22 protein-coding genes and 1 pseudogene are annotated in these 25409 nt (G+C 60.7%); 18 read left to right on the top strand and 5 right to left on the bottom strand.

What is annotated here, in order from left to right:
• Positions 1 to 33 precede the first annotated feature (33 nt).
• The 5 genes from thiO to NKJ08_RS27130 are packed head-to-tail and all read left to right on the top strand — an operon-like array spanning position 34 to position 3330.
• Positions 34 to 1035 (top strand): glycine oxidase ThiO, encoded by a 1002-nt coding sequence (gene thiO, locus NKJ08_RS27150; RefSeq protein WP_352784224.1) that lies wholly within the window; start codon positions 34 to 36, stop codon positions 1033 to 1035.
• Entirely contained in the window at positions 1004 to 1201 is a 198-nt protein-coding gene (gene thiS / locus NKJ08_RS27145; RefSeq protein WP_352529878.1) for a sulfur carrier protein ThiS, read from the top strand. Before thiO ends, thiS begins: the two co-directional genes overlap by 32 nt.
• Before the next feature lies 1 nt (position 1202).
• Positions 1203 to 1976 (top strand): thiazole synthase, encoded by a 774-nt coding sequence (locus NKJ08_RS27140; RefSeq protein ID WP_352529880.1) that lies wholly within the window; start codon positions 1203 to 1205, stop codon positions 1974 to 1976.
• On the top strand, positions 1973 to 2578 hold the full coding sequence (locus NKJ08_RS27135; RefSeq protein WP_352529882.1) for a thiamine phosphate synthase: 606 nt from the start codon (positions 1973 to 1975) through the stop codon (positions 2576 to 2578). Before NKJ08_RS27140 ends, NKJ08_RS27135 begins: the two co-directional genes overlap by 4 nt.
• A complete protein-coding gene (locus NKJ08_RS27130; protein WP_352529884.1) occupies positions 2569 to 3330 on the top strand; it encodes a hydroxymethylpyrimidine/phosphomethylpyrimidine kinase in 762 nt (253 codons plus the stop codon). Before NKJ08_RS27135 ends, NKJ08_RS27130 begins: the two co-directional genes overlap by 10 nt.
• 725 nt (positions 3331 to 4055) lie before the next feature.
• Here NKJ08_RS27130 and NKJ08_RS27125 read toward each other — a convergent pair.
• Positions 4056 to 5042 (bottom strand): methyltransferase, encoded by a 987-nt coding sequence (locus tag NKJ08_RS27125; protein ID WP_352776415.1) that lies wholly within the window; start codon positions 5040 to 5042, stop codon positions 4056 to 4058.
• A 31-nt stretch (positions 5043 to 5073) separates the two neighbouring features.
• Positions 5074 to 5301 (bottom strand): annotated as a pseudogene (locus NKJ08_RS27120) (transposase); the annotation flags it as partial.
• A gap of 411 nt (positions 5302 to 5712) precedes the next feature.
• Here NKJ08_RS27120 and NKJ08_RS27115 point away from each other — a divergent pair.
• The 4 genes from NKJ08_RS27115 to NKJ08_RS27100 all read left to right on the top strand — a co-directional run bounded on the left by NKJ08_RS27115 (position 5713) and on the right by NKJ08_RS27100 (position 9874).
• Positions 5713 to 5976 (top strand): hypothetical protein, encoded by a 264-nt coding sequence (locus NKJ08_RS27115; RefSeq protein WP_352529888.1) that lies wholly within the window; start codon positions 5713 to 5715, stop codon positions 5974 to 5976.
• A 262-nt stretch (positions 5977 to 6238) separates the two neighbouring features.
• Complete coding sequence (locus tag NKJ08_RS27110; protein WP_352529890.1) at positions 6239 to 7453, top strand: glycosyltransferase family protein; 1215 nt, start codon at positions 6239 to 6241, stop codon at positions 7451 to 7453.
• Position 7454: 1 nt separating this feature from the next.
• On the top strand, positions 7455 to 8699 hold the full coding sequence (locus NKJ08_RS27105) for a glycosyltransferase (protein ID WP_352529892.1): 1245 nt from the start codon (positions 7455 to 7457) through the stop codon (positions 8697 to 8699).
• Positions 8696 to 9874, top strand: a complete 1179-nt coding sequence (locus NKJ08_RS27100) for a glycosyltransferase family protein (RefSeq protein WP_352784217.1) — start codon at positions 8696 to 8698, stop codon at positions 9872 to 9874. Before NKJ08_RS27105 ends, NKJ08_RS27100 begins: the two co-directional genes overlap by 4 nt.
• A gap of 213 nt (positions 9875 to 10087) precedes the next feature.
• Here NKJ08_RS27100 and NKJ08_RS27095 read toward each other — a convergent pair whose 3' ends face one another.
• Positions 10088 to 10756: a class I SAM-dependent methyltransferase gene (locus NKJ08_RS27095; protein ID WP_352529932.1), complete on the bottom strand. Its 669-nt coding sequence runs from the start codon at positions 10754 to 10756 to the stop codon at positions 10088 to 10090.
• 130 nt (positions 10757 to 10886) lie between these two features.
• Between NKJ08_RS27095 and NKJ08_RS27090 the strand changes: the two genes are divergently transcribed.
• From NKJ08_RS27090 to NKJ08_RS27075, 4 genes are all read left to right on the top strand, one after another.
• The gene (locus NKJ08_RS27090) at positions 10887 to 11207 is read left to right on the top strand and encodes a hypothetical protein (RefSeq protein WP_352529896.1); all 321 of its coding nucleotides are present in this window, start codon (positions 10887 to 10889) and stop codon (positions 11205 to 11207) included.
• Positions 11208 to 11224: 17 nt separating this feature from the next.
• Complete coding sequence (locus tag NKJ08_RS27085) at positions 11225 to 13939, top strand: ABC transporter transmembrane domain-containing protein (RefSeq protein WP_352529898.1); 2715 nt, start codon at positions 11225 to 11227, stop codon at positions 13937 to 13939.
• 157 nt (positions 13940 to 14096) lie between these two features.
• Positions 14097 to 14546: a cyclic nucleotide-binding domain-containing protein gene (locus NKJ08_RS27080; protein WP_352529900.1), complete on the top strand. Its 450-nt coding sequence runs from the start codon at positions 14097 to 14099 to the stop codon at positions 14544 to 14546.
• A gap of 122 nt (positions 14547 to 14668) precedes the next feature.
• On the top strand, positions 14669 to 15523 hold the full coding sequence (locus tag NKJ08_RS27075) for an MBL fold metallo-hydrolase (RefSeq protein WP_352529902.1): 855 nt from the start codon (positions 14669 to 14671) through the stop codon (positions 15521 to 15523).
• Position 15524: 1 nt separating this feature from the next.
• On the opposite strand, the gene NKJ08_RS27070 is transcribed toward NKJ08_RS27075, so the two are convergent.
• Positions 15525 to 16289, bottom strand: coding sequence for a polysaccharide deacetylase family protein (locus tag NKJ08_RS27070; RefSeq protein WP_352529904.1), 765 nt, complete (start codon positions 16287 to 16289; stop codon positions 15525 to 15527).
• Positions 16286 to 17374: a glycosyltransferase family 4 protein gene (locus tag NKJ08_RS27065; RefSeq protein ID WP_352529906.1), complete on the bottom strand. Its 1089-nt coding sequence runs from the start codon at positions 17372 to 17374 to the stop codon at positions 16286 to 16288. Before NKJ08_RS27065 ends, NKJ08_RS27070 begins: the two co-directional genes overlap by 4 nt.
• A 74-nt stretch (positions 17375 to 17448) precedes the next feature.
• Between NKJ08_RS27065 and NKJ08_RS27060 the strand changes: the two genes are divergently transcribed.
• From NKJ08_RS27060 to NKJ08_RS27040, 5 genes are all read left to right on the top strand, one after another.
• Positions 17449 to 18627 (top strand): DUF3095 domain-containing protein, encoded by a 1179-nt coding sequence (locus tag NKJ08_RS27060; protein WP_352529908.1) that lies wholly within the window; start codon positions 17449 to 17451, stop codon positions 18625 to 18627.
• 105 nt (positions 18628 to 18732) lie between these two features.
• A complete protein-coding gene (locus NKJ08_RS27055; protein WP_352529910.1) occupies positions 18733 to 20076 on the top strand; it encodes a nucleotide sugar dehydrogenase in 1344 nt (447 codons plus the stop codon).
• Positions 20077 to 20127: 51 nt separating this feature from the next.
• Entirely contained in the window at positions 20128 to 21468 is a 1341-nt protein-coding gene (locus tag NKJ08_RS27050; RefSeq protein WP_352529912.1) for an adenylate/guanylate cyclase domain-containing protein, read from the top strand.
• Between the two features lie 149 nt (positions 21469 to 21617).
• A complete protein-coding gene (locus tag NKJ08_RS27045) occupies positions 21618 to 23513 on the top strand; it encodes an ABC transporter ATP-binding protein (RefSeq protein ID WP_352529914.1) in 1896 nt (631 codons plus the stop codon).
• The gene (locus NKJ08_RS27040; RefSeq protein WP_352529916.1) at positions 23510 to 25408 is read left to right on the top strand and encodes an ABC transporter substrate-binding protein; all 1899 of its coding nucleotides are present in this window, start codon (positions 23510 to 23512) and stop codon (positions 25406 to 25408) included. The genes NKJ08_RS27045 and NKJ08_RS27040 overlap by 4 nt, the downstream gene beginning before the upstream one ends.
• Position 25409 lies beyond the last annotated feature (1 nt).

The following is a 25409-nucleotide window of genomic DNA, read 5'->3' as shown; positions in this document are numbered from 1 at the left end:
CGCACAGCTCATACCTCAGCCACGTGAGCCATCATGAAGGTGCTGGTCAAAGGGGCGGGCGTCGCCGGCCTCACCGCCGCCTTCGAGTTCGCCGCCCGCGGCGCGACGGTCACGGTCGCCGAGATCCGGCATGGCCTTGGTGGCAATGCGTCGTGGTTCGCCGGCGGCATGCTGGCGCCATGGTGCGAGCGTGAAAGCGCTGAGCAGCCGGTGCTGGACCTTGGCCGCGACGCCGCCAACTGGTGGAATGCGGTACTGCCGGGTCAGGTGACGCGGGCCGGAACACTGGTCGTGGCCGCGCCGCGCGATACTGGCGAACTCGACCGGTTCGCCAGCCGCACGTCGGGGCATCGCCGTGTTGGTAAAGACGAGATTGCGATCTTGGAGCCCGACTTAGCCGGCCGCTTCCGGCGCGGATTGCTCTTCCCCGATGAGGCTCATCTCGACCCGCGCCAGGCGATGGCAGCACTTCATGACAAGCTTGCAGCCATGGGTGTCGAAGTCCACTTCGGCACCGACGCCCGGCATGTTTCCGGTTTCGATCGTCAGATCGACTGCACGGGAATGGCCGCCGTCGATAACAGGCTGCGCGGCGTTCGCGGCGAAATGCTGGTCCTGCACACGCCCGACATCTCGCTGTCGCGCCCGGTCCGGTTGCTTCATCCGCGCTTTCCGCTCTACGTGGTGCCGCGTGCCGACGCCCAGTTCATGATCGGCGCGACGATGATTGAAAGCCAATCCGGGGAGCCGGTCACGGTCCGTTCGATGATGGAGCTTCTGGGTGCTGCCTACGCCCTCCATCCGGCCTTTGGCGAGGCCGAGATCGTTGAAACCGGTGTCGGCGTCCGTCCTGCCTTTCCCGACAATCTGCCGCGTGTCGAGGCACGTGGAGGCACCGTCGCGATCAACGGGCTTTATCGCCATGGCTTTCTTCTTGCGCCCGCCATGGCGCGCCAGGCGGCCGACCTGGTTTTCCATCAAGACGGAACGAAGGAGCTTGGTTATGAAACTGATCGTCAACGGCGAAGCGCATGAGGTTGCCGCCACCACGCTGGCCGAACTGCTTGCCGCTCTCGATTATGAGGGCGATTGGCTCGCAACGGCCGTCAACAGCGACCTCGTGCACAAAGCCAACCGGGCGGAATTCCAGTTGAGCGACGGCGACCGTATTGAAATCCTCTCGCCCATGCAGGGAGGCTAACATGTTCGATCTTCTCGGGATGACGCTTCAGTCCCGCCTGCTTCTCGGCACCGCTCAATATCCTTCGCCGGCCATCCTTGCCGATGCAGTCAAGGCGTCGGGCACGTCGGTGGTGACCGTCTCGTTGCGCCGTGAGATGGCAGGCGGCAGGGCTGGCGAAAAATTCTGCTCGTTGATCCGCTCGCTCGGCGTAGGAATCCTGCCCAACACTGCCGGCTGCCACTCCGTCAAGGAGGCGGTCACGACCGCGAACATGGCGCGCGAAGTCTTCGGTACGACCTGGATCAAGCTCGAAGTGATCGGCAACCACGACACGCTGCAGCCGGACGTGTTCGGCCTGGCCGAAGCCGCCCGCATCCTGTGCGAGGACGGTTTTGCGGTATTCCCCTATACCACCGACGACCTTGTCGTTGCCGAGCGGCTGCTAGAAGCGGGCTGCAAGGTCTTGATGCCGTGGTGCGCGCCGATCGGTTCCGCCCTCGGGCCGGTCAACATCATGGCGCTGCGCTCTATGCGCGGACATTTCCCAGGTATCCCGCTGATTGTGGATGCGGGACTCGGACGACCGTCGCACGCGGCAACCGTCATGGAGCTCGGCTTTGATGCCGTGCTGCTGAACACCGCAGTCGCCAAGGCGGCCGATCCGGTCGGTATGGCGCGCGCGTTCGGCAAGGCGGTCGATGCCGGTCGTGAAGCTTTCAGCTCGGGAATGCTCGAACCGCGCGACGTCGCCGTGCCATCGACGCCGACGATCGGCAGGGCAGTTTTTTCATGAAGCTCGATCCCTTCTACCTGATCGTCGACAGCGCTGCCTGGATCGAACGGCTGTTGCCGCTCGGCGTCAAGCTGGTGCAGCTGCGCATCAAGAGCATGGATGAAGCCGGGTTGCGCGCGGAGATCCGCAAGGCCAAGGCTTTATGCGCCCAGCACCAATGCCGGTTCATCGTCAACGACCACTGGCGCCTGGCAATCGAGGAAGGCTGCGACTTCGTCCATCTCGGCCAGGAGGATTTGCTATCCGCCGACCTCGCGCGGATACGGGCAGCCGGCGTGAAGGTCGGGGTCAGCACGCATGATCATGTCGAACTGGAAACGGCCATGGCCGCCATGCCCAACTACGTCGCGCTCGGCCCCATTTATCCCACCATCCTGAAGAAGATGAAATGGGCGCCGCAAGGGCTCGAACGGATCAGCGAGTGGAAGCGCCGGGTCGCGCCGATCCCATTGGTCGCCATTGGCGGCCTCAACCCTAAGCGGCTCGACGGTGTTTTCGAGGCTGGCGCAGACAGCGCGGCAGTGGTCACCGACATCACATTGAACGCCGATCCCGAAGCGCGCACGCGAGAATGGATCGAAAAGACAAAGCGATGGCGCTGAGGCGAGAACCGCATGTGCTCGTCGTCGGTGGATCGGACTCCAGCGGCGGCGCCGGAATAGCACGCGATATCGAGACGATCGCTTCCATTGGCGTGCGCACCTGTCTTGCTGTCACCGCGCTGACGGTGCAAACGCACGAAGCCGTCATGGAAATCAGTCATTCGTCACCGAACTTGGTGGCCGATCAGATGCGCGCCTCGCTGCAGGCCAACGAAGTGGCGGCCATCAAGATCGGTATGCTCGCGACGGCCGAGATCGTCGTTGCCGTTGTCGCTGTGCTGCGCGAAAATCCGCAAGTGCCGGCAGTACTCGACCCGGTGCTGGCCTCCACCTCAGGCCGGGCGCTCCTGGAAGCCGATGCCGTCGCCGTCATGAAGCGTGATCTGATGCCGCTTTGCCGCCTCGTGACACCCAATCTCCTCGAACTGGCGCTCCTTGTTGGCGCGGAACCGGCGGCGGATGAGAGCGGCGCGGTGAGACAGGGACGGGAATTGCTGGTAGCTGGCGCGCGGGCCCTGCTGATCAAGGGTGGCCACGCTGCGGGACCCCGTTCGATAGATATTCTGTTGAGGCGCGATCAGGAACCAATCCGCTTCGACTCGCCACGCCTTCCCGCATCGATGCGCGGGACGGGCTGCATGCTGGCCAGCGCGATTGCGGCGCACCTAGCGAAGGCGAGCCCACTCGAAGACAGCGTGCGCGAAGGCAAGCTGTTTGTGTTCGAGAAGCTCCAGAAGAATGCAGCCGAATGACCGTGGCCTTATGGTCAAGTCGATCGGCCGAGGGTAACCGTTCGCCCGCCTAAGCCGATGTCCGTCTTTCGACACCTAAGTCGTTGAATGCTGTCATGGGCGCGAAGCAGGCCGCCGATTCGCACGCCATAGCACGCTGTAGCCCTCTGCGAGACTGAACGGGATTTACTTCCGAGGCAACGACATGTCAGATCGGCCAAGCGGTCAGGAAGGAGTGCAGGAAATTGGTCGCAGGCAAAAGGCGCGCACTGAAAAATGGGGATCGATAGGGCTGCCGTTTCTACACTGCGGCCGCAGTTCCCTCTACTCTCACTCCATTGTATCCTGGAAAACTAAACTATTGATTCCAAAAAGGAATTATTTTTCAAATTTTTGGATACCGTCAAAAATACCGTCACATAACTGATTGAATCCAAATCTGCGACAGAATAGGTCGCAGTATCCGAAACCCCGCCGATCGCCGCACGGTTAAGTTCTGCAACAACGCTATACGTCCTGCTCGCAACAGTCGAGGACTTCGCCGGACGACCGGCCGAAGCGCGGCTGCTGGTGGAGAGTTTGCGAAGGAAGTCTCCCGACTTCACTCTCGCCGATGTACGCGCTCCGCTATCGCGAGACGGAGAACCTCGAGCGAACGCTCTCGGCGCTGAAGGTTGCAAGGCTGCCCGGATAGGGTCGGGGCGCCTCGGAGAGCCTTGCGTCCGAAACCAACCATTCAGCCACTATCAGCCCGTGAGGCGCGCACGAAACAACGTGCAGCCGTCCGTCAGGCGCGACCTGGAGATATCCCGGAATCCAGCCTCGGTCATCCACGCGCGATACTGACCTTCAGTGTACGATTCGCCGTGGCGATAGAGGTTCAAGAAGGTGAGATTCAGAAAGACACCCTCAGGCGGGCCGAGGCGGTCGTCATCGACGACACCCCACCCCGCAATTGCGATCTCGCCTCCGGGTGTGAGGCAACGCGCCGCGTTCAGGATCGAACTGCGCGCCTGGTCCGGCGGAAGGACCTGGACGACGGCCTTCAGGATCGCCAGATCGTGCCGACCGATCGATGGTGCGACAGTTATGTCCCCCTCTTCGACAACCACGTCGTCGGCACCGTACTCTGACAGGATATCTGGCGCGACCGCTGCGACTGTTGGGAGTTCCATCAGCGTCGCCGCAATCTGCGGCCGCCGCTCGCGAAGTCCGACGAGAATGGTCCCGGGGCCCCCGCCGATGTCGATCACCGAACCGATCGCCGAGAGGTCCATCTCCCGGGCCAGATGTCGGCCGAAAATCACCCCGCCCGGTGCGAGCATGCGGCTGAAGGCCGCCGCGGCCTCGGGCCCCGCTTCGGAAAAGTCGTGCAGCGCAGCCGGCCGGTTCTGTCGCAGCGACTCTGCGGTCAGCAGGTCGGCTCCCCAGAGCTCGCGCAGGAGCGCATGATCGCCGCCGCGATAGGTCGGCTTGGACGCGTCGAGGAAGGCCGACGCTTCGGCTCCGTTGCGAAATTGACCATCCTTGACTTCGAGGAGACCGATGCTGGCGAGCGCGTAGAGGAGCCGCGACAGACGATCGGGCTCGACTTTGAGCGCGGCCCCAAGGCTGTCAGCAGTCACCGCGTTGCCACCGAGCCGGGTGAAGATGCCAAGGTCCAGCCCGGCGCGAAGCGCCAAGGCGGGGGGCACCGCTGCGATCAGGTTGTCGATCCGATCAGAATCCACCATCACATCCCCTTCCGCGATCCAGGACCGACTTTGAAGCAGCCAGGTGATGGGCACGAACGGAGGTGCTGTCAATTATCTGAATATTGCCGTCGCGCGCTGCGGCAATAGTGTCCATAAGCCTGTCCCACACCCCAGCCTTTCGCCATCGCACGAAGCGGTTGCAACAGGTGGTGCGGGGGCCATATCGCTCCGGCAGGTCGCGCCATGCTGCGCCAGACCGCAGCACCCAGAAGATGCCATTCAGTATTCGGCGGTCGAGGCTCGTTTCGCCGAATTTTGCAGGTCTTTCCCCCTACTCCCACTCGATTGTTTAAACAGCATATAACTCATTGACATTACTGTAAAATATTTTTCATCACCTTGCAAAGTCCGACACCAGAACCGTCAAAAAATTACGCTTTTGATTTTAAAGGGAAAATCGCCACAAAAAGATATTTGAGGTTTCGCCAACTATCGGGGCCAATCGGCCGATTTTTTTGCACCTTGCGGCGTTCGACGCCGCGCCCAAGCCGTCTCGAAAAGTACCGTCACCGCCCCAGCTAAGGCATTAGCGAGAGGCCATAGCGATCGACAAGCAACCGGTGTTGCACACACCCTGCTGCCGGCGGTGTGTTGCGAGCGCTGGCATCCACTCGATTCCTGGCGAAATTCCGGCTAGCTTGGGCGATAGATGGCTCAGTTCTGGTCGGTGAATCATAATCAGACCGCCCGTCAAGGGATTGATGGGCAGCACCTTTGGTCCCTCAAGACCGAGAGCAATGGCGCGCGAAATGAGTTCCGCAACAACATGCGCCGTGCGACGCCCGGCGACCCTGTCGTTTCGTATGCCGATCAAGCAGTTGACTATATGGGCAGGATAGCGGAATTCGCCTTCGCCGTTCCGAAACCAATGGAGTTAGGAGAGACCGGAGCTTATTGGAATCAAGAGGGATGACTTCTGCCGATCTTTTGGACACCGCTTTCCCCTTCGATCCATCCCATCACAACAACAGGGAGTCTCGGCCCACTCCCGCCGAGGCGATATTCGGTAATCCATCTAGTTTCGGACTCAGGCAATCAGAAAGCCTACCTGACAGGCATTCCACAGAAGTAATACAAATTGAAAACCGCGGCCTCATGTTTCAAAACCAGGATTGTTTCGAAGCCGGCGGGTCGCTCACGGTCCTCAAAGCGAGAATTCTAAGAGACGTTCAACAATGACCCAGCACGCAGAAAACGCTCGAATTCTCATGTACAGCCACGACACGTTCGGGCTCGGCCACTTGCAGCGCTGCCGGACCATCGCGCATTCGCTGGTCGAGGATTTCCGCGGACTTCAGGTGCTTATCATTTCGGGTGCGACTATCGCTGGCGCCTTCGACTACCGCGCCCGTGTCGACTTCGTGAAAATCCCCAGCGTCATCAAGCTGCGCAACGGCGAATACACCTCGCTGGAAAAGGACATCGATCTGCATGAGACGTTACGGATGCGCCAGTCGATCATCCGCCATACAGCTGAGACCTTCCGGCCGGATATCTTCATCGTCGACAAGGAACCGCTCGGCCTGCGCGGTGAGATTGAGGACACGCTGTCCTACCTCAAGACGCGGGGCACCACGTTGGTGCTTGGCCTGCGCGAGGTGATGGATGCGCCGCATCTGCTCGAAGCAGAGTGGGCACGCAGGGATGTGATGCGCAAGATAGCCCTGTTCTACGACAAGGTCTGGGCCTATGGCCCGCCGGATTTCTACGATCCGTTGACCGGCTTGGACGTGCCGCCGGCTGTCAGGGCAAAGATGAGGTTCGTCGGTTTCTTGCAACGGAGCCTGCAGCGGAACGAGTTGCCCGGCCACCGGCCCGAGGGCGACTATATCCTCGTTACCACCGGTGGTGGCGGTGACGGCGCCGAACTGATCCACGACGTCATCGATGCCTATCAGCAGGATCCGCAATTGCAGCATAGGGCCCTGATCGTGCTTGGGCCTTACATGCCGGCGCGCAAGCGCAACAAGCTGCTCAAGAAGGGGTCCAAGATCCCCTACATCAAGATCATCGAGTTCGACAACCGCATGGAAGACCTGATTGCCGGCGCCAAGGCGGTAGTGGCCATGGGCGGTTACAACACCTATTGCGAGATACTATCTTTCGACAAGCCGGCGCTGATCGTGCCGCGCATCGAGCCCCGCCAGGAACAACTGATCCGCGCTCGGCGGGCAGCCGAACTCGGCCTCATCGAGATGCTTTTGCCGGAGGAAGCCAAGGATTCCCAGCGGTTTGCCGATGCACTGGTGGCGCTGCCGGACCGGCCCCACCCATCACAGAGCAATCCGCATCTGACGCTGGAAGGGCTGCCTCATATTTCCGAAATCGTCGCGGAACTACTCGACCGGCGGGCCGGCCATCACCTTTCGGTCATTGAAGGAATGACCTGAGTTGCAACATCGCAAGATCGTCGTGGTTCTGAAGGGCTATCCTCGGCTGTCGGAAACCTTCATCGCGCAGGAACTGCTCGGTCTGGAGCGTGCAGGTTTCGACCTGATACTCGTCGCGCTCAGGCGGCCGACCGACGCAAAACGCCACCCCGTGCATGACGAGATCAAAGCTCCCGTCCATTATCTGCCGGAATATCTGCATGAAGAGCCGCTGCGCGTGGTTCGCTCGCTGTTTGCTTATCTGCTGCGGCCGGGCTTCTGGCGCGCGCTCGGATCGCTGGCTGCCGATATGCCCCGCGACTTTTCGCGCAATCGAGCGCGCCGCTTCGGGCAAGCGCTCGTGCTGGCGGCCGAATGGCCGGAAGGCGCGGGCTGGCTGCATGCACATTTCGCGCACACACCGGCATCGGTGACGCGCTATGCCAGCCAGCTTCGTGGCCTGCCCTGGACCTGCTCGGCCCATGCCAAGGACATCTGGACTTCGGCGGACTGGGATCTGGCCGGCAAGCTTTCCTCGGCGCGCTGGACGGTCACTTGCACGAAAACCGGCTTCGACCGCCTGAAAAAACTCGCTAACGGCAACTCGTCTGTGCATCTGAGCTATCATGGGCTCGACCTTGATCGCTTCGGCAGTTTCGGCGAGGCGCGAAAGCAGCATGACGGCTCGACGCCGGACGAACCGGTTGTCGTTCTGAGTGTCGGGCGCGCCGTTGAAAAGAAAGGTTACGATACCTTGCTGGAGGCTCTTGCCCTGTTGCCCGGTGATTTGGCGTGGCGTTTCGAGCATATCGGCGGCGGCGAGGAACTGGAACGGTTCAAGGCGCTGGCGCAAAAGCTCGGACTGGATGGTCGAGTCTCTTGGAAAGGCGCGCTTGCGCAGGAGGAGGTGCTTGAGCACTACCGCCGCGCCGACATCTTCGCCCTGGCCTGCAGGATCACCGCAAATGGCGACCGGGACGGTCTGCCGAATGTTCTGGTGGAGGCGGCTAGCCAGCGGCTTGCCTGCGTGTCGACCGATATTTCCGGCGTGCCGGAGCTTTTATCGCCGGATGAAACCGGGCTGCTGGTTCCGACGGAAAACCCAATTGCCCTGGCACAGGCGCTGGAGCGCCTGATCCGTGATCCCGTACTGCGCGCCCGCCTCGGCGACGCCGCAGAGCGGCGCGTGCGCGACGATTTCGATCATATGGCAAGCATTGGACAGCTCAAGGAACTGTTCGAGCGGGAGTGGCGGGCCGCCGAATGAAGCGGCTGCGCGCTTTCTTCTATGTCCAGCACCTGCTCGGCATCGGCCATCTCGCGCGCGCCAGCCGCATTGCGGCGGCTCTGGTCGATGACGGGTTTGACGTTACCGTCGTGACCGGCGGAGCGCCGATCGCCGGGTTTCCGGGACTGGGTGTACAATCTGTAACCCTGCCACCTGTCACCTCCGGTGATGAAGGATTTTCGGGACTTGTCGACCTGCAAGGCAACCCGATCGACGATGATTTCAAGAAATGGCGTTCAGAGATGCTGCTGCAGGCATTCCGGGATTGCAGGCCTGATATCGTCATTGTCGAGGCGTTTCCATTTGGACGCCGGCAGATGCGTTTCGAACTCTTGCCGCTGATCGAGGCCATCGACGCGACGTCGCCCAGACCGCTGCTGGCGACGTCCGTCCGTGATATCCTCCAGGAGCGCGTCAAGCTGGGCCGAAACGAGGAAACGGTCGATCTCATCAACAGGCATTTCGATCTTGTTATGGTCCACGGCGATCCGGCTTTCGCAACCATCGACAAGACATTTCCACTGGCTGGGGCGATCAGGGCCGAGGTCACCTACACGGGGCTCGTTGCCGCGCCGCCATCGCCCGCGGCCTCCGAGCGCTTCGACGTTCTGGTGTCGGTTGGCGGCGGGGCTGCCGGAAAGAGCCTTGTCAGATCCACCATCGCAGCGGCGCGGAATGCCAACAACGCTTGGAAATGGTGTTTGATCACCGGCCCAAACCTGCCGAAAGACGAGTTTGACGCGATCGCACGCGATGCCACGCCGGGCCTGTCCATCTTCCGGTTCCGCGAGGATTTCGCCAGCCTGCTGACCGGCGCCCGCCTGTCAATCTCGCAGGCGGGTTACAACACGGTCTGCGATGTCCTGCGCGCGGGTTGTCGCTCCATGCTCGTCCCATTTGCAGCCGGCGGGGAAACCGAACAGACGGTTCGCGCCCTGATGCTCGAAGAACTCGGTCTTGCAACGGTGCTGATGGAAAAGGACCTGACGCCTGAAGGTTTGGCGCAAGCGATCGAACAAGCGCTTGGGGAACCGACGCCATCCGCGCATCGTCTCGATCTGGAAGGCGCGCGTCGCTCCGCGCAAATCCTGCGCGAGCGGCATCGAACATGGTCCCTAAAAATGGGGCCCGGTTTCGGAAAAGTTCATGATTAAACAGACGATAGATCCTAGAGCGGTTCATCGTTTCACGCAGAACCGCTCTGTCTCTTTGTTTTGACGCAATTCCGGACGGAAAGCCGTTTCCACACTTTCCTGCAAATGCTCTAACGCGCGTCGCGTCTGGTGAGATTCGTGCGACGCGCTTCAAGTCCTGTTTTTATGCGTGTCGTTGTCCCAAAACCGCTACGCGCTTTTGGGCGAAATGCATTAAACAGTTCCAATCAGCATGAAGCGCGTATAATTTTTTGTCGGCAGTTCGCCGGAGAACCGCACCTCCCGTAGCGCCGCCATTTCCTCGAAGGCTGCAAGCGAAGCCACGCAGTTGATGTGCGTCGGCTCGCTGAAATAATCGTTCGATTGCAGCAGTACATTCGTGCCCGGCGGAAGCAGAGCAAGCCAGGCGCGCAGATCGGCTATGTGTTCGCAGCTCGTATTGACCATCAGATCGGGCCGCCCGGCCGCATAGTCGAGTGCGTACATATCTGCCGTCAGCGCCCGGAACCGGTCGCCGGCTTCCCGGTTGAGGGTCCGGGCGACCGGCGCGACTTCGGGATCGATGTCGATGCTATCGACCGCCGCGATGTCGAAGCGGGCGTCGTTGAAAAGCATTGCCGGCAATACGCCGTACCATCCACCCAGAACCCATATGCGCCCGAAGCGGCCGCCGCCGCTTTCGAACAGCCTGTCGAGCGCCCACATCTTGCAGGCGACCTGCTTGTGGTTGAAGGCGTTGGCGATATCGGCCTTCGGATGCTTGGCGACGACGCGCGCCAGCCCTGCCACGAGAGGGCAGTTGACATAAGCAGCAATTCCCCGCGTGAGGTCCAAGGCTTGCTCGTACCAGTCCATGGCATTGCGTGGTTGCGTGACATCCATCATAATTCGTCTTGTATGTTGGGATTTTGGGCGACACAACGCAATCTTGCCTCCCGCAAGACTGTTTGATTCCGCGGACGTGATCATGCTGCAAGCCGCTTGGCTATTGCCCGGTGCCGGAGAGAGCCTGTTGCATCTGTCCGGATCATCGGCGTCCATCCGCCAGCACCAGCCGCGCAGCTGCGGCCTCGTGCTGCTCGGCTGTTCGCCAAAGCCCTACGAAAGCCGCGGACCGTTTGGCCAGCTGCTTTCTTCGCCGATCAACAATGCCCATGTCGTTGCCATCGACCATGCGCCGGAACTGGATCGCGCCGCCTCGCAGGTTCCTTGCATCGTTGAGCGCAGGACAATGTCCGTGCACAGCAGCTTCGAGCTTGTCGTTGGCGATGAAGAAATTGCCGATACGCCATTCGCCAGCAGGTGCTTTTACATCCTGCATCCTTCCAACTGAAGGGTCCACAGTCGCATATGGAAGCCAGCCTAGCCCGCTATATCTGGACGCACACCAAGAAGCAGCAGCTCTGGATATTGATGATCGTCGTGCTTTCGATGATCCCGTATTTCATGTCCTTCGACCTGCCGAAGCTGATCGTCAACGGACCGATCCAAGGTCGCGGCTTCGAGCAACCGGGCGCGACCCAGCCTTTCATGAGGCTACACTATAACCTGCCGTTCATTGGAGAGGTCCAGTTCTTCTCCGGTTTTCAGCTCGACCGCAAGGAGACCCTGTTTGCCCTGAGCCTTGTGTTCCTCTTGCTAGTCGTCATCAACGGCCTGTTCAAATTCTACATCAACACCTACAAGGGCCGCCTCGGCGAACGCATGCTGCGGCGTATCCGCTTCGATCTGGTCGACCGTGTGCTGCGTTTTCCGCCGGTTTACTTCAAGCGGGTGAAATCCGCCGAAGTGGCGACCATGGTGAAGGACGAGGTGGAGCCGCTGGGCGGCTTCATCGGCGACGCCTTCCTGCAGCCGGTACTGCTCGGCGGCCAAGCGCTGACGGCCATGCTGTTCATCATGATCCAGAACGTCTGGCTCGGAATGATAGCGGTCGTGATCGTGGCGATCCAGATCGTGCTCATCCCGCGAATGCGGCGGCGGCTGATCGTGCTCGGGCGCCAACGGCAGTTGACGGCGCGCGCGCTTTCGGGCCGGGTTGGCGAAATCGTCGACGGCATCGGCGCGGTTCACGTCCACGATACATCAAACTACGAGCGCGCCGACATAGCTGCCCGGCTCGGGCTCATCTTCAAGATCCGCTTCGATCTTTACCAATGGAAATTCATGGTGAAGTTCCTCAACAATTTTCTCGCGCAGCTCACGCCCTTTCTGTTCTACATGATCGGCGGGTATCTGGTCCTCCAGGGGCGGCTGGACGTCGGCCAGCTCGTGGCCGTGATCGGCGCCTACAAGGACCTGCCCGGACCGATGAAGGAACTGATCGACTGGGATCAGGATCGGCAGGATGTCCAGGTCAAATATCAACAGGTCGTTGAACAGTTCACCGTCGAAGGTCTCATCGCGCCGAAAATCGGGGCATTGACGATCGACGATCCCGATCCGATGACCAAGCCGCTGTCGGCGATCAATCTGTCCATAGCAGACGATGGCGGTGCAATGCTCCTCAACCGTATCTCCCTCCAGGTCAAGCCGGGTGAGACGGTGGCACTGGTCAGTACCGCAACAGGTGGAGCGGAGGCGCTTGCAGAAGCCTTCGCGCGGCTGAACTGGCCGGACAGCGGAAGGGTCGCTTCGGGCACCGACGACCTGCTTGAACTCCCCGAAGCAGTAACCGGCCGGCGCATGTCCTATGCCTCGTCGGATGTTTTCCTGTTCCAGGCAAGCCTCCGCGACAACCTGCTCTACGGGTTGAAGCATGCGCCGCTGACATCGGTGCCTTATGACGGTGCTGCGGCAGATCAGCACCGCTGGAACATTCACGAGGCGCGCCGGTCGGGCAATCCGGATCTTGATATCCACAGCGACTGGATCAACTATGCTTCCGCTGGCGCTACCGGCCCGCACGACCTCTTTGAAGCCGTGCGCCGGGTGCTCGACGCGGTTGTTCTGTCGCGTGACATTCTGGATCTCGGCTTGCGCTCTTCGGCCGACCTCACGCGTCACACGGAGCTTGCCAGGCGGATCGTCGAACTGCGTGCGGCGCTGCGGACCCGGCTGGAACAAGAGGGGCTGAGCGGACTGGTGGTTCCTTTCGAACCGGGCGCCTACAACAAGGAAGCAACGATCGGCCAAAACCTGCTCTTCGGCGCTGCCGCCGGCCCCGAACTGGCCGACAGGGCCCTGGCGGCCAATCCCTATTTTGCTTCCGTGCTGAGGCAAGCCGGCCTCGACCGCACGCTCTACGAAATGGGCTTGGAGATCGCCAAACAGGCGATCGAGCTGTTTGCCGACCTGCCGCCCGATCACCAGTTCTTCCAGCAGCTCGCCTTCATGAGCGCGGAGGAGATACCCGCCTACGAAACCTTGCTGCAACGGCTCAAGAACCGTCCCTACGAGGCGGTTTCGGAGAACGATCGCGCCATGATCGTCACCTTGAGCTTTGCCTACATCGAGCCCCGGCACCGCTTCGGCCTGCTGAGCGACGAGCTGATGAGCAAGATCGTCGCTGCACGCAACCGGTTCTATGAAGACCTGCCGCCCGAGCTGCACAATGCGGTCGAACGGTATGATCCTGCCAAATACATTGCCGCGGCCACCGTCATGGATAATGTCCTGTTCGGGCGTGTGGGCAACAATCATCCCGACGCGCCCGACCGCATACGCTCCATCGTCTATGACATTCTTGACGAACTGGGGCTTTATGGCGAACTTCTGGATGTCGGCCTGGACTTCAACGTCGGCTCCGGCGGCAGGCGGCTGACCGGTGGACAGCGACAGAAGCTCGATGTTGCCCGGGCCTTGCTCAAGCGTCCCGATTTTCTCATTCTCAACCGGCCGCTGTCGGCGCTCGACCAGCGCATGCAAGATAAGGTGCTGCGAAATGTGCTCGAGGAAGCCAGGCGCGACGGCCATTCGCCGGCAATTGTGTGGGTCGTGACGAATCCGGCCATGGCGATGATGTTCGATCGCGTTATCGTCTTCGACTCGGGTCAATTGGCGGAAGACGGAACACACGAGACACTTTTGGCAGGGAACGGTATCTTCAAGGAACTGTTGTCATAGAGCAACGGACATTCAGATGGGATCATTCTGCCGGTGCACGACATCGGGCTCGCCACCTTTCGCGTGGTTTGTCTCGCCATCCCGGAAAGAGAATTGATTCCATCTGGGCGTCCGTTGCTCTAGTCTGGCAAACGCGAATTTTGGAAGGTTTGCGACAATGCTGCTCAAGGATGAAGTTGGAATGCTGCAACGCGTTCCCTTGTTCTCTGCCATCGAGCCGACAAAGCTCAAGCTGCTTGCGTTCACATCCGATCGTGTGAGCTACAGCGCCGGCCAGATCCTTTTCCGGCAGGGCGATGAGGGAGACGCCGCCTATGTCATCCTTTCAGGCAGGGCGGATATTCTGGTCGATTCCGACAGCGGACCGATAAAGGTTGCCGAACTAATGCCAAATTCGATCGTTGGCGAGATCGCCATATTGTGCAACAGCTCCCGCACTGCCACCGTCAGAGCGGCAAGTCCGCTGGAAGCCCTGAGAATCAGCAAGGATCATTTCCTAAGGCTTATGAGGGAGTTCCCGGAAATGACCATCGAGATATTGCGGGTTCTTGCCGATCGCCTAAGCCATACGACCGCGGATCTGATCGACGCACGAAGCGCCAAATAACGAATGACGTGCGCTCGATCCTCGCCGTAGTGACGGCACTGTCCTCTCGCTGAGAAGGTCACCCGGAGAAAGCCTGTCTCGCCTAGCAGCAGTTGTTTGGATATGATGGGCGAAGGGGTAGCATGGACGACGACGTTTTCCTGGTCAGGTTTTGGGGTGTCCGCGGCAGCATTTCGGTATCAGGCCCAGAATTCTCTCGCTATGGCGGCAACTCAATCTGCATTGAGATGCGATGCGGTAAGCATACGCTTCTGTTCGACGCAGGCTCTGGCCTACGGCCTGCCGGCGGCGCGCTTCAGGCGTTGGGCTTGACCGATTTCGACCTGCTTTTCACCCATTGCCATTACGATCACATCATCGGGCTGCCGTCTTTTGCGCCGATCTATGACCGGGGCGCCAAGGTTACGCTTTGGTCCGGGCATCTTGCAGGACACATGACGACCCGGCAGATGGTTGATGAGTTCATGCGGCCGCCGTGGTTTCCGGTGAAACTGGAGGTCTGCAAGGCAAGCCTCGACTATCGCGACTTCGTATCGGGAGACGTGCTTCGCCCGCGCGAAGGGGTGGTGGTCCGAACCGGCAGTCTTATGCATCCGGGCGGCTGCATAGGCTACCGGGTCGAATGGGGCGGCCGCGTCGTGGCGGTGATCACAGACACTGAGCACGAGCCGGACAAACTCGATCAGGCGGTGCTCGGCCTGATCGAAGATGCCGACCTCGTCATTTACGATTGCACCTACACCGAGGAGGAAATGGAACGCCGCCGCGGTTACGGGCACTCGACATGGCAACAGGGCGTCAAGCTCTGTGAGGCGGCCGGTGCGCGGAGGCTTGCGCTATTTCACCACGATCCGACACGCACCGACAAGGAACTGGACAAGATCCAGAAACTGGCCAAGGACAGGTTCACCGGCGCTTTTGCCGCGCGGGATGGCCAGACGCTCAAACTTCCAGTCTCACTGCGCAAAAAGCGCTGAGCTATTTTCCTCTACCGGCACTGCGCCCGATCAATGTCCTGATCGGAAGCCATGCGCAGGCTTCAGTCTGTGCGGTGACGGTGAACAGCCGTTCGAGGAAAAGCCAGGCCGATTCATCATGTACGAGATGGTGGGTGAGCAGTCCGACCGATTCGCCGCCGTCGATTGCATGCCGCAGTTGCGCGATGATAGCCTCAACCAATAGGCCGTGATCGCGGCAGCCGCGCGTGCTATGCCAATCCATGATGTCGACATTGCTGTTGATGACCGCCAGTGGAGCCCGCCTCGGCGGCCCATAGACCGACAATGCCGCAAATCCTATCGATCCAAGTTCGGATACCAAGCCGGCGTCGATCCTGTTCCAGGGTGGCACCAGCATTGGAACGGCACGTGCGCCGTGCAGGCCGGTTACGTGCGACAGCCCGCGAGCCAGATCATCGAGCACCGCCTCGCGTGGCCGATGCGCGCCGAGCTCCTGCTTTTTCTGGCCCTCGGGCGCATGATTTCGGTGCGCCCAGCCATGGATGGCGACCGTGGCATGCGGCGCCTCGTCAAGCCGGACGACAAGCTTCTCATCAGTCAGGGCCGGAATGACGGCCAGAGTCACCGGAACCGCGAATTTACCGGTGAGGTCGAGCAGCCGATCAAGCGCAGGCGTCGGATCCACGGCGTCATCGTCGCGCAGCCAGAACTCTGCCTTACGGTCCGCCCGTTGCCGGCTCGCCAGTTCCTCCACCAAGTGTTGCCAGATCTGATCGGATGTCATGAAACCGGGATCTTCGCAAGAAGTTCGGCCAGACGCGCCGCCGCAGCACCGAGAGAACGTTCTTCGAGGATGAAACGTCTGGCTTCCGCGGCCATGATGGTTCTTTCGTCGTTACGGGCCAGAAGCCTTTCAATGGCAGAAGCGAATGCCGCCACATCGCCCGGCGGGGTGAGAAACCCGGCCTGGCCATCCCGGACGACCTCCGGCACGCCGGCGATGTCCTGAGCCACGACCGGAAGGCCGGCGGCCTGTGCTTCAAGATAGGCAACGCCATAGGCCTCGCCGAAACCCGGCCAGACGTAAATTCCCCCACTGTAGAGGACATCCGGCACGGCGGCTGGCTCAATCGCGCCAAGCCATTCGATACGCTCGGCGGGCAAGCCGGCGAATTGCGCTTTGATCTCCTCGCGGGCAGGTCCGTCCCCGACGACCGACATGGTCCAGGGCAGGTGACCGATCGAACCGAGCGCCTGCGCCAGCATGCGATAGCTTTCGACTTTGTCGCCCGGGCGCATCATGGCGACGGTAACGAGGCGCGTCGGACAACCCCGTGCCGGCGTTTCCCGGAATAGCGATGTGTCGATGAAGGGCGAAAGCATGCCGAAAGCGGCGTCGGGTACCGCATCTGCCAGTCCCTGACGATCCCTTTGCGTGAAGCAGATGTTCAGCGCCGCCTGTTCGACGGCTCGCGCCACCAACGCTTGCGTATCGGCCCACAAACCGGTGTTGCGCCGCCTCGAATAGGAGGCTTCCGCTGTCACATAGGGGACACCAAAGGCCAACGCCAGTTCGGGCCCGATCAGGTCGGGCGCCTTGTAATAGGGATGATAGGTGAACCACAGATCGGGCTTGCCGTCACGATCCCAAAGCCTTGCCAGCCGCGCGGCTTCCTCCCGGGCCTCGATCTTGAGCGCATCGAAACTTTTCGAATCCGGTTCGCGTAGATAGAAGCGCAATTCGGATGCCAGTTCGACGCTATGCCCTCCATGCTCCAGCGCCTTGACCAGCATCCGTGCCATCTGGCGGTCGCCGGAGGCAACGGGATGATTGGGCGACTTCAGCGGCGCATAGAAGGCAATTCGCATCGCCGGACCCTATCATCGGAAAGCCTGCGCAAGTCAATTTCGAAGCATGATCGACTTCACCCTCAAGCACTGGAATGTGCTATCTGATGCTCATGGAAACAGCTGCCGCGTCCGATCCGTTTGTTGCTTCTCTGCCGGTCTTCGCCAGGTTCGAAAGCGTTGCCGATATCGATAACTATCGGCCTCTCCCCGATAGCTGGGCGCTGGCCACCGCCGACATCGTCGGCTCGACCAAGGCGATCGAGGCGGGGCGCTACAAAACCGTCAATATGGCCGGCGCCAGCGTCATTTCGGCGCTGCTCAATGCGCTGGGTAGGCAAGATCTTCCCTTTGTCTTCGGCGGCGACGGCGCGCTCGTGGCGTTTCCCGGCTCGGCGCTGGAGATCACCCGCAACGCGCTGGCGGCTGTCCAGAGATGGGTGGCGGACGAACTGGATCTGACCTTGCGTGCCGCAATCGTGCCGATAAAGGATATAAGAGCGCAAGGCCTCGACGTTCGCGTGGCGAGGTTCCAAGCCTCCGATGCGGTCTTCTATGCCATGTTCGCCGGCGGTGGCGGCAGTTGGGCGGAAGCCGAGATGAAAGCGGGGCGCTACCGCATCGATCCTGCGCCGGCCGGCGCGCGGCCGGATCTGACCGGCCTCTCGTGCCGCTGGAACCCGATCGAAGCCCGGCATGGCGAAATCGTCTCGATCATAGCCATACCGGGGGCGTCGCGCGACCTGCGCGGTTTTCAATCTCTGGTTTCCGACATCATCGCCCTTGCCGGCAGGCAGGAACGTGATGGCCACCCGGTGCCGGTGAACGGGCCGGACTACAGTTTGCTGCCCGCCGGCCTCGATATCGAGGCGCGCGCCACGGCGCCGGCAGGATGGCGGTGGCTGTCGAAGCTGTGGATAGTGTTCCTGATGACGCTTACGGCCGTCACCGACAGATATGGCTGGACGATCGGCAGATTCGATCCGAAGATATACAAACGCGAAGTGGCCAGCAATTCGGATTTCCGGAAGTTCGACGATGGCTTGAAGATGACCATCGACGTTGACACGGATGTGTTGCAACGGATCGAGAACCGGCTGAAACAGGCGGAAGAGGCGGGCATCTGCAGCTATGGCCTGCACCGCCAGAAATCGGCCTTGATGACATGCCTCGTCGCATCGCCGCTGCAGCGCGATCACGTTCATTTCATCGATGGCGCCGCCGGCGGCTATGCGATGGCTGCCGCAAGCCTGAAGGCGAAGGTGCCGGTCTGACGGCTTGCGGACATCGATTTTCCGCAATATGCCTCGGGGCTCTTGGGGCCGGTGGGCCTCACCATGGAAGCGGACGGCCTGTCCGAATTGACGGGAAGCAGATTGTTGGACGCCTCACGATCGACATATGACCGTCTTCTGAACCGGATTTCGACGCGTGCCGCGCAAGTCGGCGTGATCGGACTGGGCTATGTCGGGCTGCCGCTGGCGGTTGCGATCGCACGCGCCGGCTTCCCGGTTTCCGGCTTCGACATCGAAGCCCAGAAGGTCGAGAGCCTGAACAACGGCCAATCCTACATCGAGGCGGTGACGTCGACAGCCCTTGCCGGCCAGGTGGCGAGCGGACGGTTCCGCGCCACTGCGGATTTTGCCGAACTGGCCGTCTGCGATGTCATCATCATCTGCGTTCCGACACCGCTGACGAAACACCGCGAGCCGGATCTCTCCTTTGTCAGGAACACGGCAGGCACCATCGCGAAGCATTTACGTCTCGGCCAGCTGATCGTGCTGGAATCGACTACCTATCCTGGCACCACCGACGACGTGATCAAGCCCATACTGGAAAAAACCGGCTTGCAGTCGAAGATAGACTTCTTCCTCGGCTTCTCGCCCGAACGCGAGGATCCCGGCAACCGCAGCTTTGAAGTCGCGACGATCCCCAAGGTCGTGGCAGGTGACGGCATTGAAGCGGCGACGCTCGTGCAGGCTTTCTACCAGGGTGTGGTCAAGACCGTCGTTCCGGTTTCCACCACGGCGACCGCCGAGGCGGTCAAGCTGACGGAAAACATCTTCCGCTCGGTCAACATAGCCCTGGTCAACGAGTTGAAGGTCTTGCTCGGTGCGATGGGAATCGACATCTGGGAGGTGATCGAGGCGGCAAAGACCAAGCCCTTCGGCTACATGCCTTTCTATCCTGGCCCTGGACTTGGCGGGCACTGCGTTCCGATCGATCCCTTCTACCTGACGTGGAAGGCGCGCGAATACGAACTGCCGACCCGCTTCATCGAGCTGGCGGCAGAGATCAACACGGCGATGCCGCGTCATGTAGTCGATGAACTGGCGAAGGCGCTGGACCGGCGCTGCGGCAAGGCGCTCAGCCGCTCGCGCATTCTCATCATCGGGCTCGCCTATAAGAAGAATGTGCCCGACATCCGCGAAAGCCCCTCATTGCGGCTCATTGAACTCATCGAGGAATGGGGCGGCAAGGCGGAATTCCACGATCCGCATGTTACCGAAATCCCGGCCACACGGGAGCATATGGCGATCAAGGGGCGTCGCTCGGTCGAATTGACCGAGGTGGCCTTGAAGGATTTCGACGCTGTCGTCGTTGCAACCGACCACGACGCGATCGACTATCAGGCGATCGCGGATTACGCTCGACTGATCGTCGATACACGCAATGTTTTTGGCCGCCTCGGGCTAGCCCGAGAGACCGTGGTGAAGGCCTGACGGCGTCCGAGCCGGCGAATTTGTGGCGGATCAAGGAGATTTCGAGATAGCATGAACACAGCGCAAGCAGAAATTTCTGCCATTCTCATGGATAAGGTTGCCGATTGGCTGACCCAATCGGCGTTGGCGGGCGACGACCTGAAAACATTGGTAAGGGGCTTTTGTGAACGGCTGGCTGCTGCCGGCCTGCCGTTGAAGCGGGTGCATTTGAGCTTTTCGATGCTTCATCCGCTTTATGACGCGCTTGGCTTCACCTGGCTCCGCGGCCAGGGCCTGGAAGTGGAAGGCTTCCGCAATGAGGACGGCGTTCATTCTGACAGATTCCTGACCAGCCCATACTACCATCTGCTCAGCCACAAGCTCGACCATCTGCGGCGCCGGCTCGACCCGTCGGTGCCGTCGGAATTTCCTGTTTTCGATGACCTCAAGCTTATGGGCGTCACCGACTACATGGCTTTCGTCCATCCCTTCAGCGGCAACACCAGTCAGGGCATGATCGGGTCTTGGTCCACCGACAGTGCTGCAGGCTTCAGCGACAGCATGATTTCGGCGCTGCTGCGCATCCAGAACCATCTCGCTATCGCAACCAAGATGGCGGTGCTCACCAAGCTTGCCGACAACATGATGACCACTTATCTCGGCGGCGACGCCGGCAGGCGGGTGCTGGACGGCCAGATCAAGCGCGGCGAGGGCGACACAATCCGGGCTGCACTGGTCATGGCCGATATGCGCGGGTCGACAAGGCTTGCCGAAACCTCCGGCCGCGAAATCTATATCGATACGCTGAACCAGTTTTTCGATGCCATTGCTGCACCTTTCAATCGCAGAGGCGGGCAGATCATGAGTTTCCTGGGGGATGGCTTCATTGCCGTCTACCCTTGCGAAAGGCACCGTGCACAGTCCGAGATCGCCTGCCGGGCTGCCCTTGCGGCAGCGCACAAGGCCACCGCGCGCATGATGGATCTCAATCTGCGCAGAAAGGAGCAGCGGTTGGGCGACATTAAATTCGGTATCGGCCTGCATGTCGGCAATGTGATGTTCGGCAATGTCGGGCTTACCGACCGGCTCACATTCTCTGCCTTCGGCTCGGCTGTAAACGAGGTCCAGCGCCTTCAGACCCTGACCAAGAAATATTCGCACAGCGTTCTCGCCAGCGAAGATTTCGCCGGCTATTGCAGCGCCAATAGCTGGCTGACGCTCGGCAAGGAGGAACTGGCGGGCATCAAGAAGAAGCTGACGGTGCTTTCACCCGATTTGTCGGGTGCTCTCGCACTCGATGAAGACGGTGCGCTGGAGCCGATTTACGACCGAATATCGGACGCCGAGCAGGTCATGCTGCTTCATCGCGATGCCGCGCGGCTGTCGGCGGGCGACCCGAGGAAGCTCCAGTAACCGCCACGATCTGATCCGAACGCGTTTGGTATGCAGTCCGGTCGCCGGTTCCGCCAGGGAACTGGCAACTGTTCGAATCCAAGTTGCTCTAGGCTGGCAATGCGGTAGTCTCGCCTTCTGGACCTGCCAGAGTGGGGGCTGGTGTGAGAATGAATTTGGGCGTTGATCTACTGCGGATCGAGGATGTTGGCATCTCTTTTGCCATTATAGGGGGACCGTTGCATGCCGTCAGGCGTGCAAATCTTCGCGTCCTGCCCGGCAAGGTTACCGCGCTTGTGGGCGAGTCCGGTTCCGGAAAATCGGTTCTCAGCCAGGCAGTGATGGGCATTTTGCCGAACACAGCCCATGTTCGCGGCCGTATCCTGTTTTCCGATCCTGAAAAGCCCGGCACGACGCAGGATATCCTGCAGATGCCGCGTGACGGACCCGAAATCCGGGCGTTGAGAGGCAGCCGCATCGGCAAAATATTTCAGGAGCCGATGACATCACTGTCGCCGCTGCATACGATCGGCAATCAGGTGAGCGAATCCCTGCAGATTCATACGCCCATGGCTCGGGTGAAGCGCAAGGCGCGGACCGAGGAAATGCTCGGCCTTGTCGGCTTTCCCAACCCCAAGCGCGCCTATGACATGTATCCCTTTGAACTTTCGGGAGGATTGCGTCAACGCGCAATGATCGCCATGGCGCTTATCTGCCGGCCCGCCCTGTTGATCGCCGACGAGCCGACGACGGCGTTGGACGTCACCATCCAGGCGCAAATCCTGCAATTGCTGCGCGAGCTTCAGACGAAGCTGAACATGGCGATGCTGCTGATCACGCACGACCTTGGCGTAGTCGCCAATGTAGCCGACGAGGTGGTGGTCATGTACCATGGCGAGATCATGGAAGCGGGACCCGTGGAGGCGATATTCCGTCGGCCAGGCCACCCTTACCTGAAGGGCCTGATGGCAGCCGTTCCGCATTTCGACCTAAAGCCTGGCGAAAGGCTACAGGCGCTCCGCGAGGTGCCGGTGAATGTCGAGAACCTGCTCGGCAAGCAGACGGCGCCGGCATCGAAGGGGCCGGACGACCTCCTGCTGTCGGTCAAGGATCTGACAAAGACCTTCACGATCCGCAAGTCCGGATGGTTCGGCGGAGATCATCAAACCTCTGTTCGCGCCGTGGACGGCGTGAGCTTTGATATCAGGCGGGGTGAGTGCCTGGGTCTTGTCGGCGAAAGCGGCTCCGGCAAAACCACCGTCAGCAAGATCCTCATGCGGGCTGTCACCCCTAGCGGCGGCTCTGTGATCTTTAACGGCCGCGATGGTCCGATCGACGTCTTGGAAGCCGAGGGAGACGCGCTGCGCCTGTTGCGCGCGAAAATCCAGATGGTCTTTCAGGATCCGGTTTCGTCGCTTTCACCTCGCATGACGGTGGAGAACATTTTGAGCGAGCCGCTGGAAATCCATCGACGTGGCAATGCCGCGTCCCGACTCGCCACAGTCAAGAGCCTGATGCAGGCAATCGGGCTCGATCCGCGCTTCATAAAGCGTTATCCCCACAGTTTCTCCGGCGGGCAGCGTCAGCGTATAGGCATCGCGCGCGCGTTGGCGCTGGGGCCTGAACTCCTGATCTGCGACGAGCCGGTTTCGGCACTCGACGTCTCTGTCCAGGCGCAGATCCTGAACCTTCTGAAGGACCTGCAGAAGGAACTGGGCCTGACCTACCTGTTCATATCCCACAACCTGGCGGTGGTGGACTACATGGCAGACCGCATCGCGGTGATGTGCGGCGGGCGTATCGTCGAGCTCGCGCCGCGCGAAATTCTGCTTAGGAAACCTATCCACCCCTACACGCGCTCACTGGTCGCCGCAGTACCTTTCCCCGATCTCGACAGGCCGATGGATTTCAAGACGCTGAAACTCAGCGGCGCTTCCGACACCAGCGCATGGGGGCCGCAATTCCGCGACGAGGGCGACGAGGATATGCTGTCGCCGCTCGATCTTGGCGGCGGCCACCTCGTGCTGGCCCGACGTTCGGCCGATGTCAGCGAGCTACGCCATTGATCAGCCGGCGCACCGTCCTTGGACTCATGGCTTCGGCATTTCTGCCGGGCACGTTGCAGGCCGGCGATTTGGAGCCGGAATTTCTTGAGCCGCAGCTGAAGGCCAGAGCGCTGCCGGCACTCGCCGAACGCCTGCCCAAGCGCCCGCGCGCGTTGAATCTCGCTGCGATGGGCCGGCAGCCCGGCCAATATGGCGGCACGCTGCGCACGATCATCGGCAGCCAGAAAGATATCCGGATGATGACGATCTACGGGTACGCTCGCCTGGTCGGCTATGACGAAAACCTTAACCTGCAAGCCGACATTCTCGAAAGTTTCGATGTAGCGGATGATCGTGTATTCACTTTCAAGATACGAGAAGGACATAAATGGTCTGACGGTAGCCTGCTGACGTCGGAGGATTTTCGCTATTGCTGGGAAGATGTCTGGCTGAACGATGAGCTTTCGCAAGGCGGGCTCGCCCCGGCCCTGCTGGCGGACGGCAAGCCGCCACGCTTCGAGATCGTCGATCCGTTGACGGTCCGCTATAGTTGGGATGCGCCCAATCCCGACTTCCTGCCCAAGCTCGCCGCTGCTTCGCCCCTATCGCTTGTTCTGCCAGCCGCCTATCTCAAGCAGTTCCACAAGAAATACCAGGATCCATTCCGGCTCGCCGGCCTAATGAAGGAGAACCGGGCCCAGAAATGGACGCTCTTGCATATCCGCATGTCGCGGCAGTATCGCCCGGAGAACCCGGAACTGCCGACGCTCGATCCCTGGCAGAACCGGACCAAGCCGCCGGCTGAGCAGTTCGTCTTCGAGCGGAACCCGTTCTTTCATCGAATAGACGAGAATGGCCGGCAACTGCCCTATGTTGACCGGATTGTCATGAATGTCAGCTCGTCGGCGATCATTTCCGCCAAGACCGGTGCGGGCGAGAGCGACCTGCAAGCCATGGGAATTGACTTCAGCGATTACTCCTTCCTGAAGGATACGGAGAAGCGCTACCCGGTGAAGATGCATCTCTGGAAACGCACACAGGGTTCGCGGCTGGCGCTGCTGCCCAATCTGAATTGTGCCGACCAGGTGTGGCGTGGCCTTTTTCGTGACGTGCGGGTGCGCCGCGCACTTTCGCTCGCTGTGGACAGGCGCGAGATCAATTTGGCTGTGTTCTACGGATTAGCGCAGGAAAGTGCCGATACGGTCCTGCCTGAGAGCCCGCTCTACCGGCCGGAATTCGCGAAAGCCTGGGTCGCCCATGATCCCGACCAGGCCAATGCCCTGCTCGACGAGGTCGGGCTTCAGGCGCGTGACGATGACGGCCTGCGGATACTTCCCGACGGACGCTCGGCGCAGCTGGTAGTGGAAACGGCCGGCGAAAGCACGTTGGAAACCGACGCGCTCGAGCTCATCACCGATCACTGGCGCAAGATCGGCATCGCCCTGTTCATCCGGACTTCGCAGCGCGACATCTTCCGCAGCCGCGCGCTTGGTGGCCAGATCATGATGTCGATGTGGTCGGGCATCGACAATGGTGTGCCGACCGCCGACATGAACCCGTACCAACTGGCCCCCACCGTCGACGACCAGCTGCAATGGCCGCTCTGGGGTGCTCACTACTTGTCCCGTGGCAAGGTCGGTGAAGCGCCCGATCTTCCGCCTGTGGTCGAGTTGATGGCTTTGCTCAAGCGCTGGAACGCATCGACCGAAGCCACGGAGCGCGCCGAAATCTGGAATTCAATGCTGTCGATCTATACCGATCAGGTGTTTTCGATCGGCACGGTGAACGGAACGCATCAGCCGATTCTGGCATCCTCGCGGCTGCGCAATCTGCCTGACAAGGCGCTCTACGGCTACGACCCGACCGCCTATTTCGGTGTCTACATGCCGGATACATTCTGGCTTGGAGAGTCCTGAG

Origin of the sequence: Mesorhizobium sp. M0244, assembly GCF_040321795.1 — a bacterium.
Classification (GTDB): domain Bacteria; phylum Pseudomonadota; class Alphaproteobacteria; order Rhizobiales; family Rhizobiaceae; genus Mesorhizobium.
Note: the sequence above shows the minus strand (reverse complement) of the source record. Positions and strands in the feature narration are given on the sequence as shown.

Excerpts from the sequence above, each read along its gene's own strand:
- thiO (WP_352784224.1), top strand. The coding sequence starts at position 34 with ATGAAGGTGCTGGTCAAAGGGGCGGGCGTCGCCGGCCTCACCGCCGCC.
- thiS (WP_352529878.1), top strand. The coding sequence starts at position 1,004 with ATGAAACTGATCGTCAACGGCGAAGCGCATGAGGTTGCCGCCACCACG.
- NKJ08_RS27140 (WP_352529880.1), top strand. The coding sequence starts at position 1,203 with ATGTTCGATCTTCTCGGGATGACGCTTCAGTCCCGCCTGCTTCTCGGC.
- NKJ08_RS27135 (WP_352529882.1), top strand. The coding sequence starts at position 1,973 with ATGAAGCTCGATCCCTTCTACCTGATCGTCGACAGCGCTGCCTGGATC.
- NKJ08_RS27130 (WP_352529884.1), top strand. The coding sequence starts at position 2,569 with ATGGCGCTGAGGCGAGAACCGCATGTGCTCGTCGTCGGTGGATCGGAC.
- NKJ08_RS27125 (WP_352776415.1), bottom strand. The coding sequence starts at position 5,042 with ATGGTGGATTCTGATCGGATCGACAACCTGATCGCAGCGGTGCCCCCC.
- NKJ08_RS27115 (WP_352529888.1), top strand. The coding sequence starts at position 5,713 with ATGGCTCAGTTCTGGTCGGTGAATCATAATCAGACCGCCCGTCAAGGG.
- NKJ08_RS27110 (WP_352529890.1), top strand. The coding sequence starts at position 6,239 with ATGACCCAGCACGCAGAAAACGCTCGAATTCTCATGTACAGCCACGAC.
- NKJ08_RS27100 (WP_352784217.1), top strand. The coding sequence starts at position 8,696 with ATGAAGCGGCTGCGCGCTTTCTTCTATGTCCAGCACCTGCTCGGCATC.
- NKJ08_RS27095 (WP_352529932.1), bottom strand. The coding sequence starts at position 10,756 with ATGGATGTCACGCAACCACGCAATGCCATGGACTGGTACGAGCAAGCC.
- NKJ08_RS27085 (WP_352529898.1), top strand. The coding sequence starts at position 11,225 with ATGGAAGCCAGCCTAGCCCGCTATATCTGGACGCACACCAAGAAGCAG.
- NKJ08_RS27080 (WP_352529900.1), top strand. The coding sequence starts at position 14,097 with ATGCTGCTCAAGGATGAAGTTGGAATGCTGCAACGCGTTCCCTTGTTC.
- NKJ08_RS27075 (WP_352529902.1), top strand. The coding sequence starts at position 14,669 with ATGGACGACGACGTTTTCCTGGTCAGGTTTTGGGGTGTCCGCGGCAGC.
- NKJ08_RS27070 (WP_352529904.1), bottom strand. The coding sequence starts at position 16,289 with ATGACATCCGATCAGATCTGGCAACACTTGGTGGAGGAACTGGCGAGC.
- NKJ08_RS27065 (WP_352529906.1), bottom strand. The coding sequence starts at position 17,374 with ATGCGAATTGCCTTCTATGCGCCGCTGAAGTCGCCCAATCATCCCGTT.
- NKJ08_RS27060 (WP_352529908.1), top strand. The coding sequence starts at position 17,449 with ATGTGCTATCTGATGCTCATGGAAACAGCTGCCGCGTCCGATCCGTTT.
- NKJ08_RS27050 (WP_352529912.1), top strand. The coding sequence starts at position 20,128 with ATGAACACAGCGCAAGCAGAAATTTCTGCCATTCTCATGGATAAGGTT.
- NKJ08_RS27045 (WP_352529914.1), top strand. The coding sequence starts at position 21,618 with ATGAATTTGGGCGTTGATCTACTGCGGATCGAGGATGTTGGCATCTCT.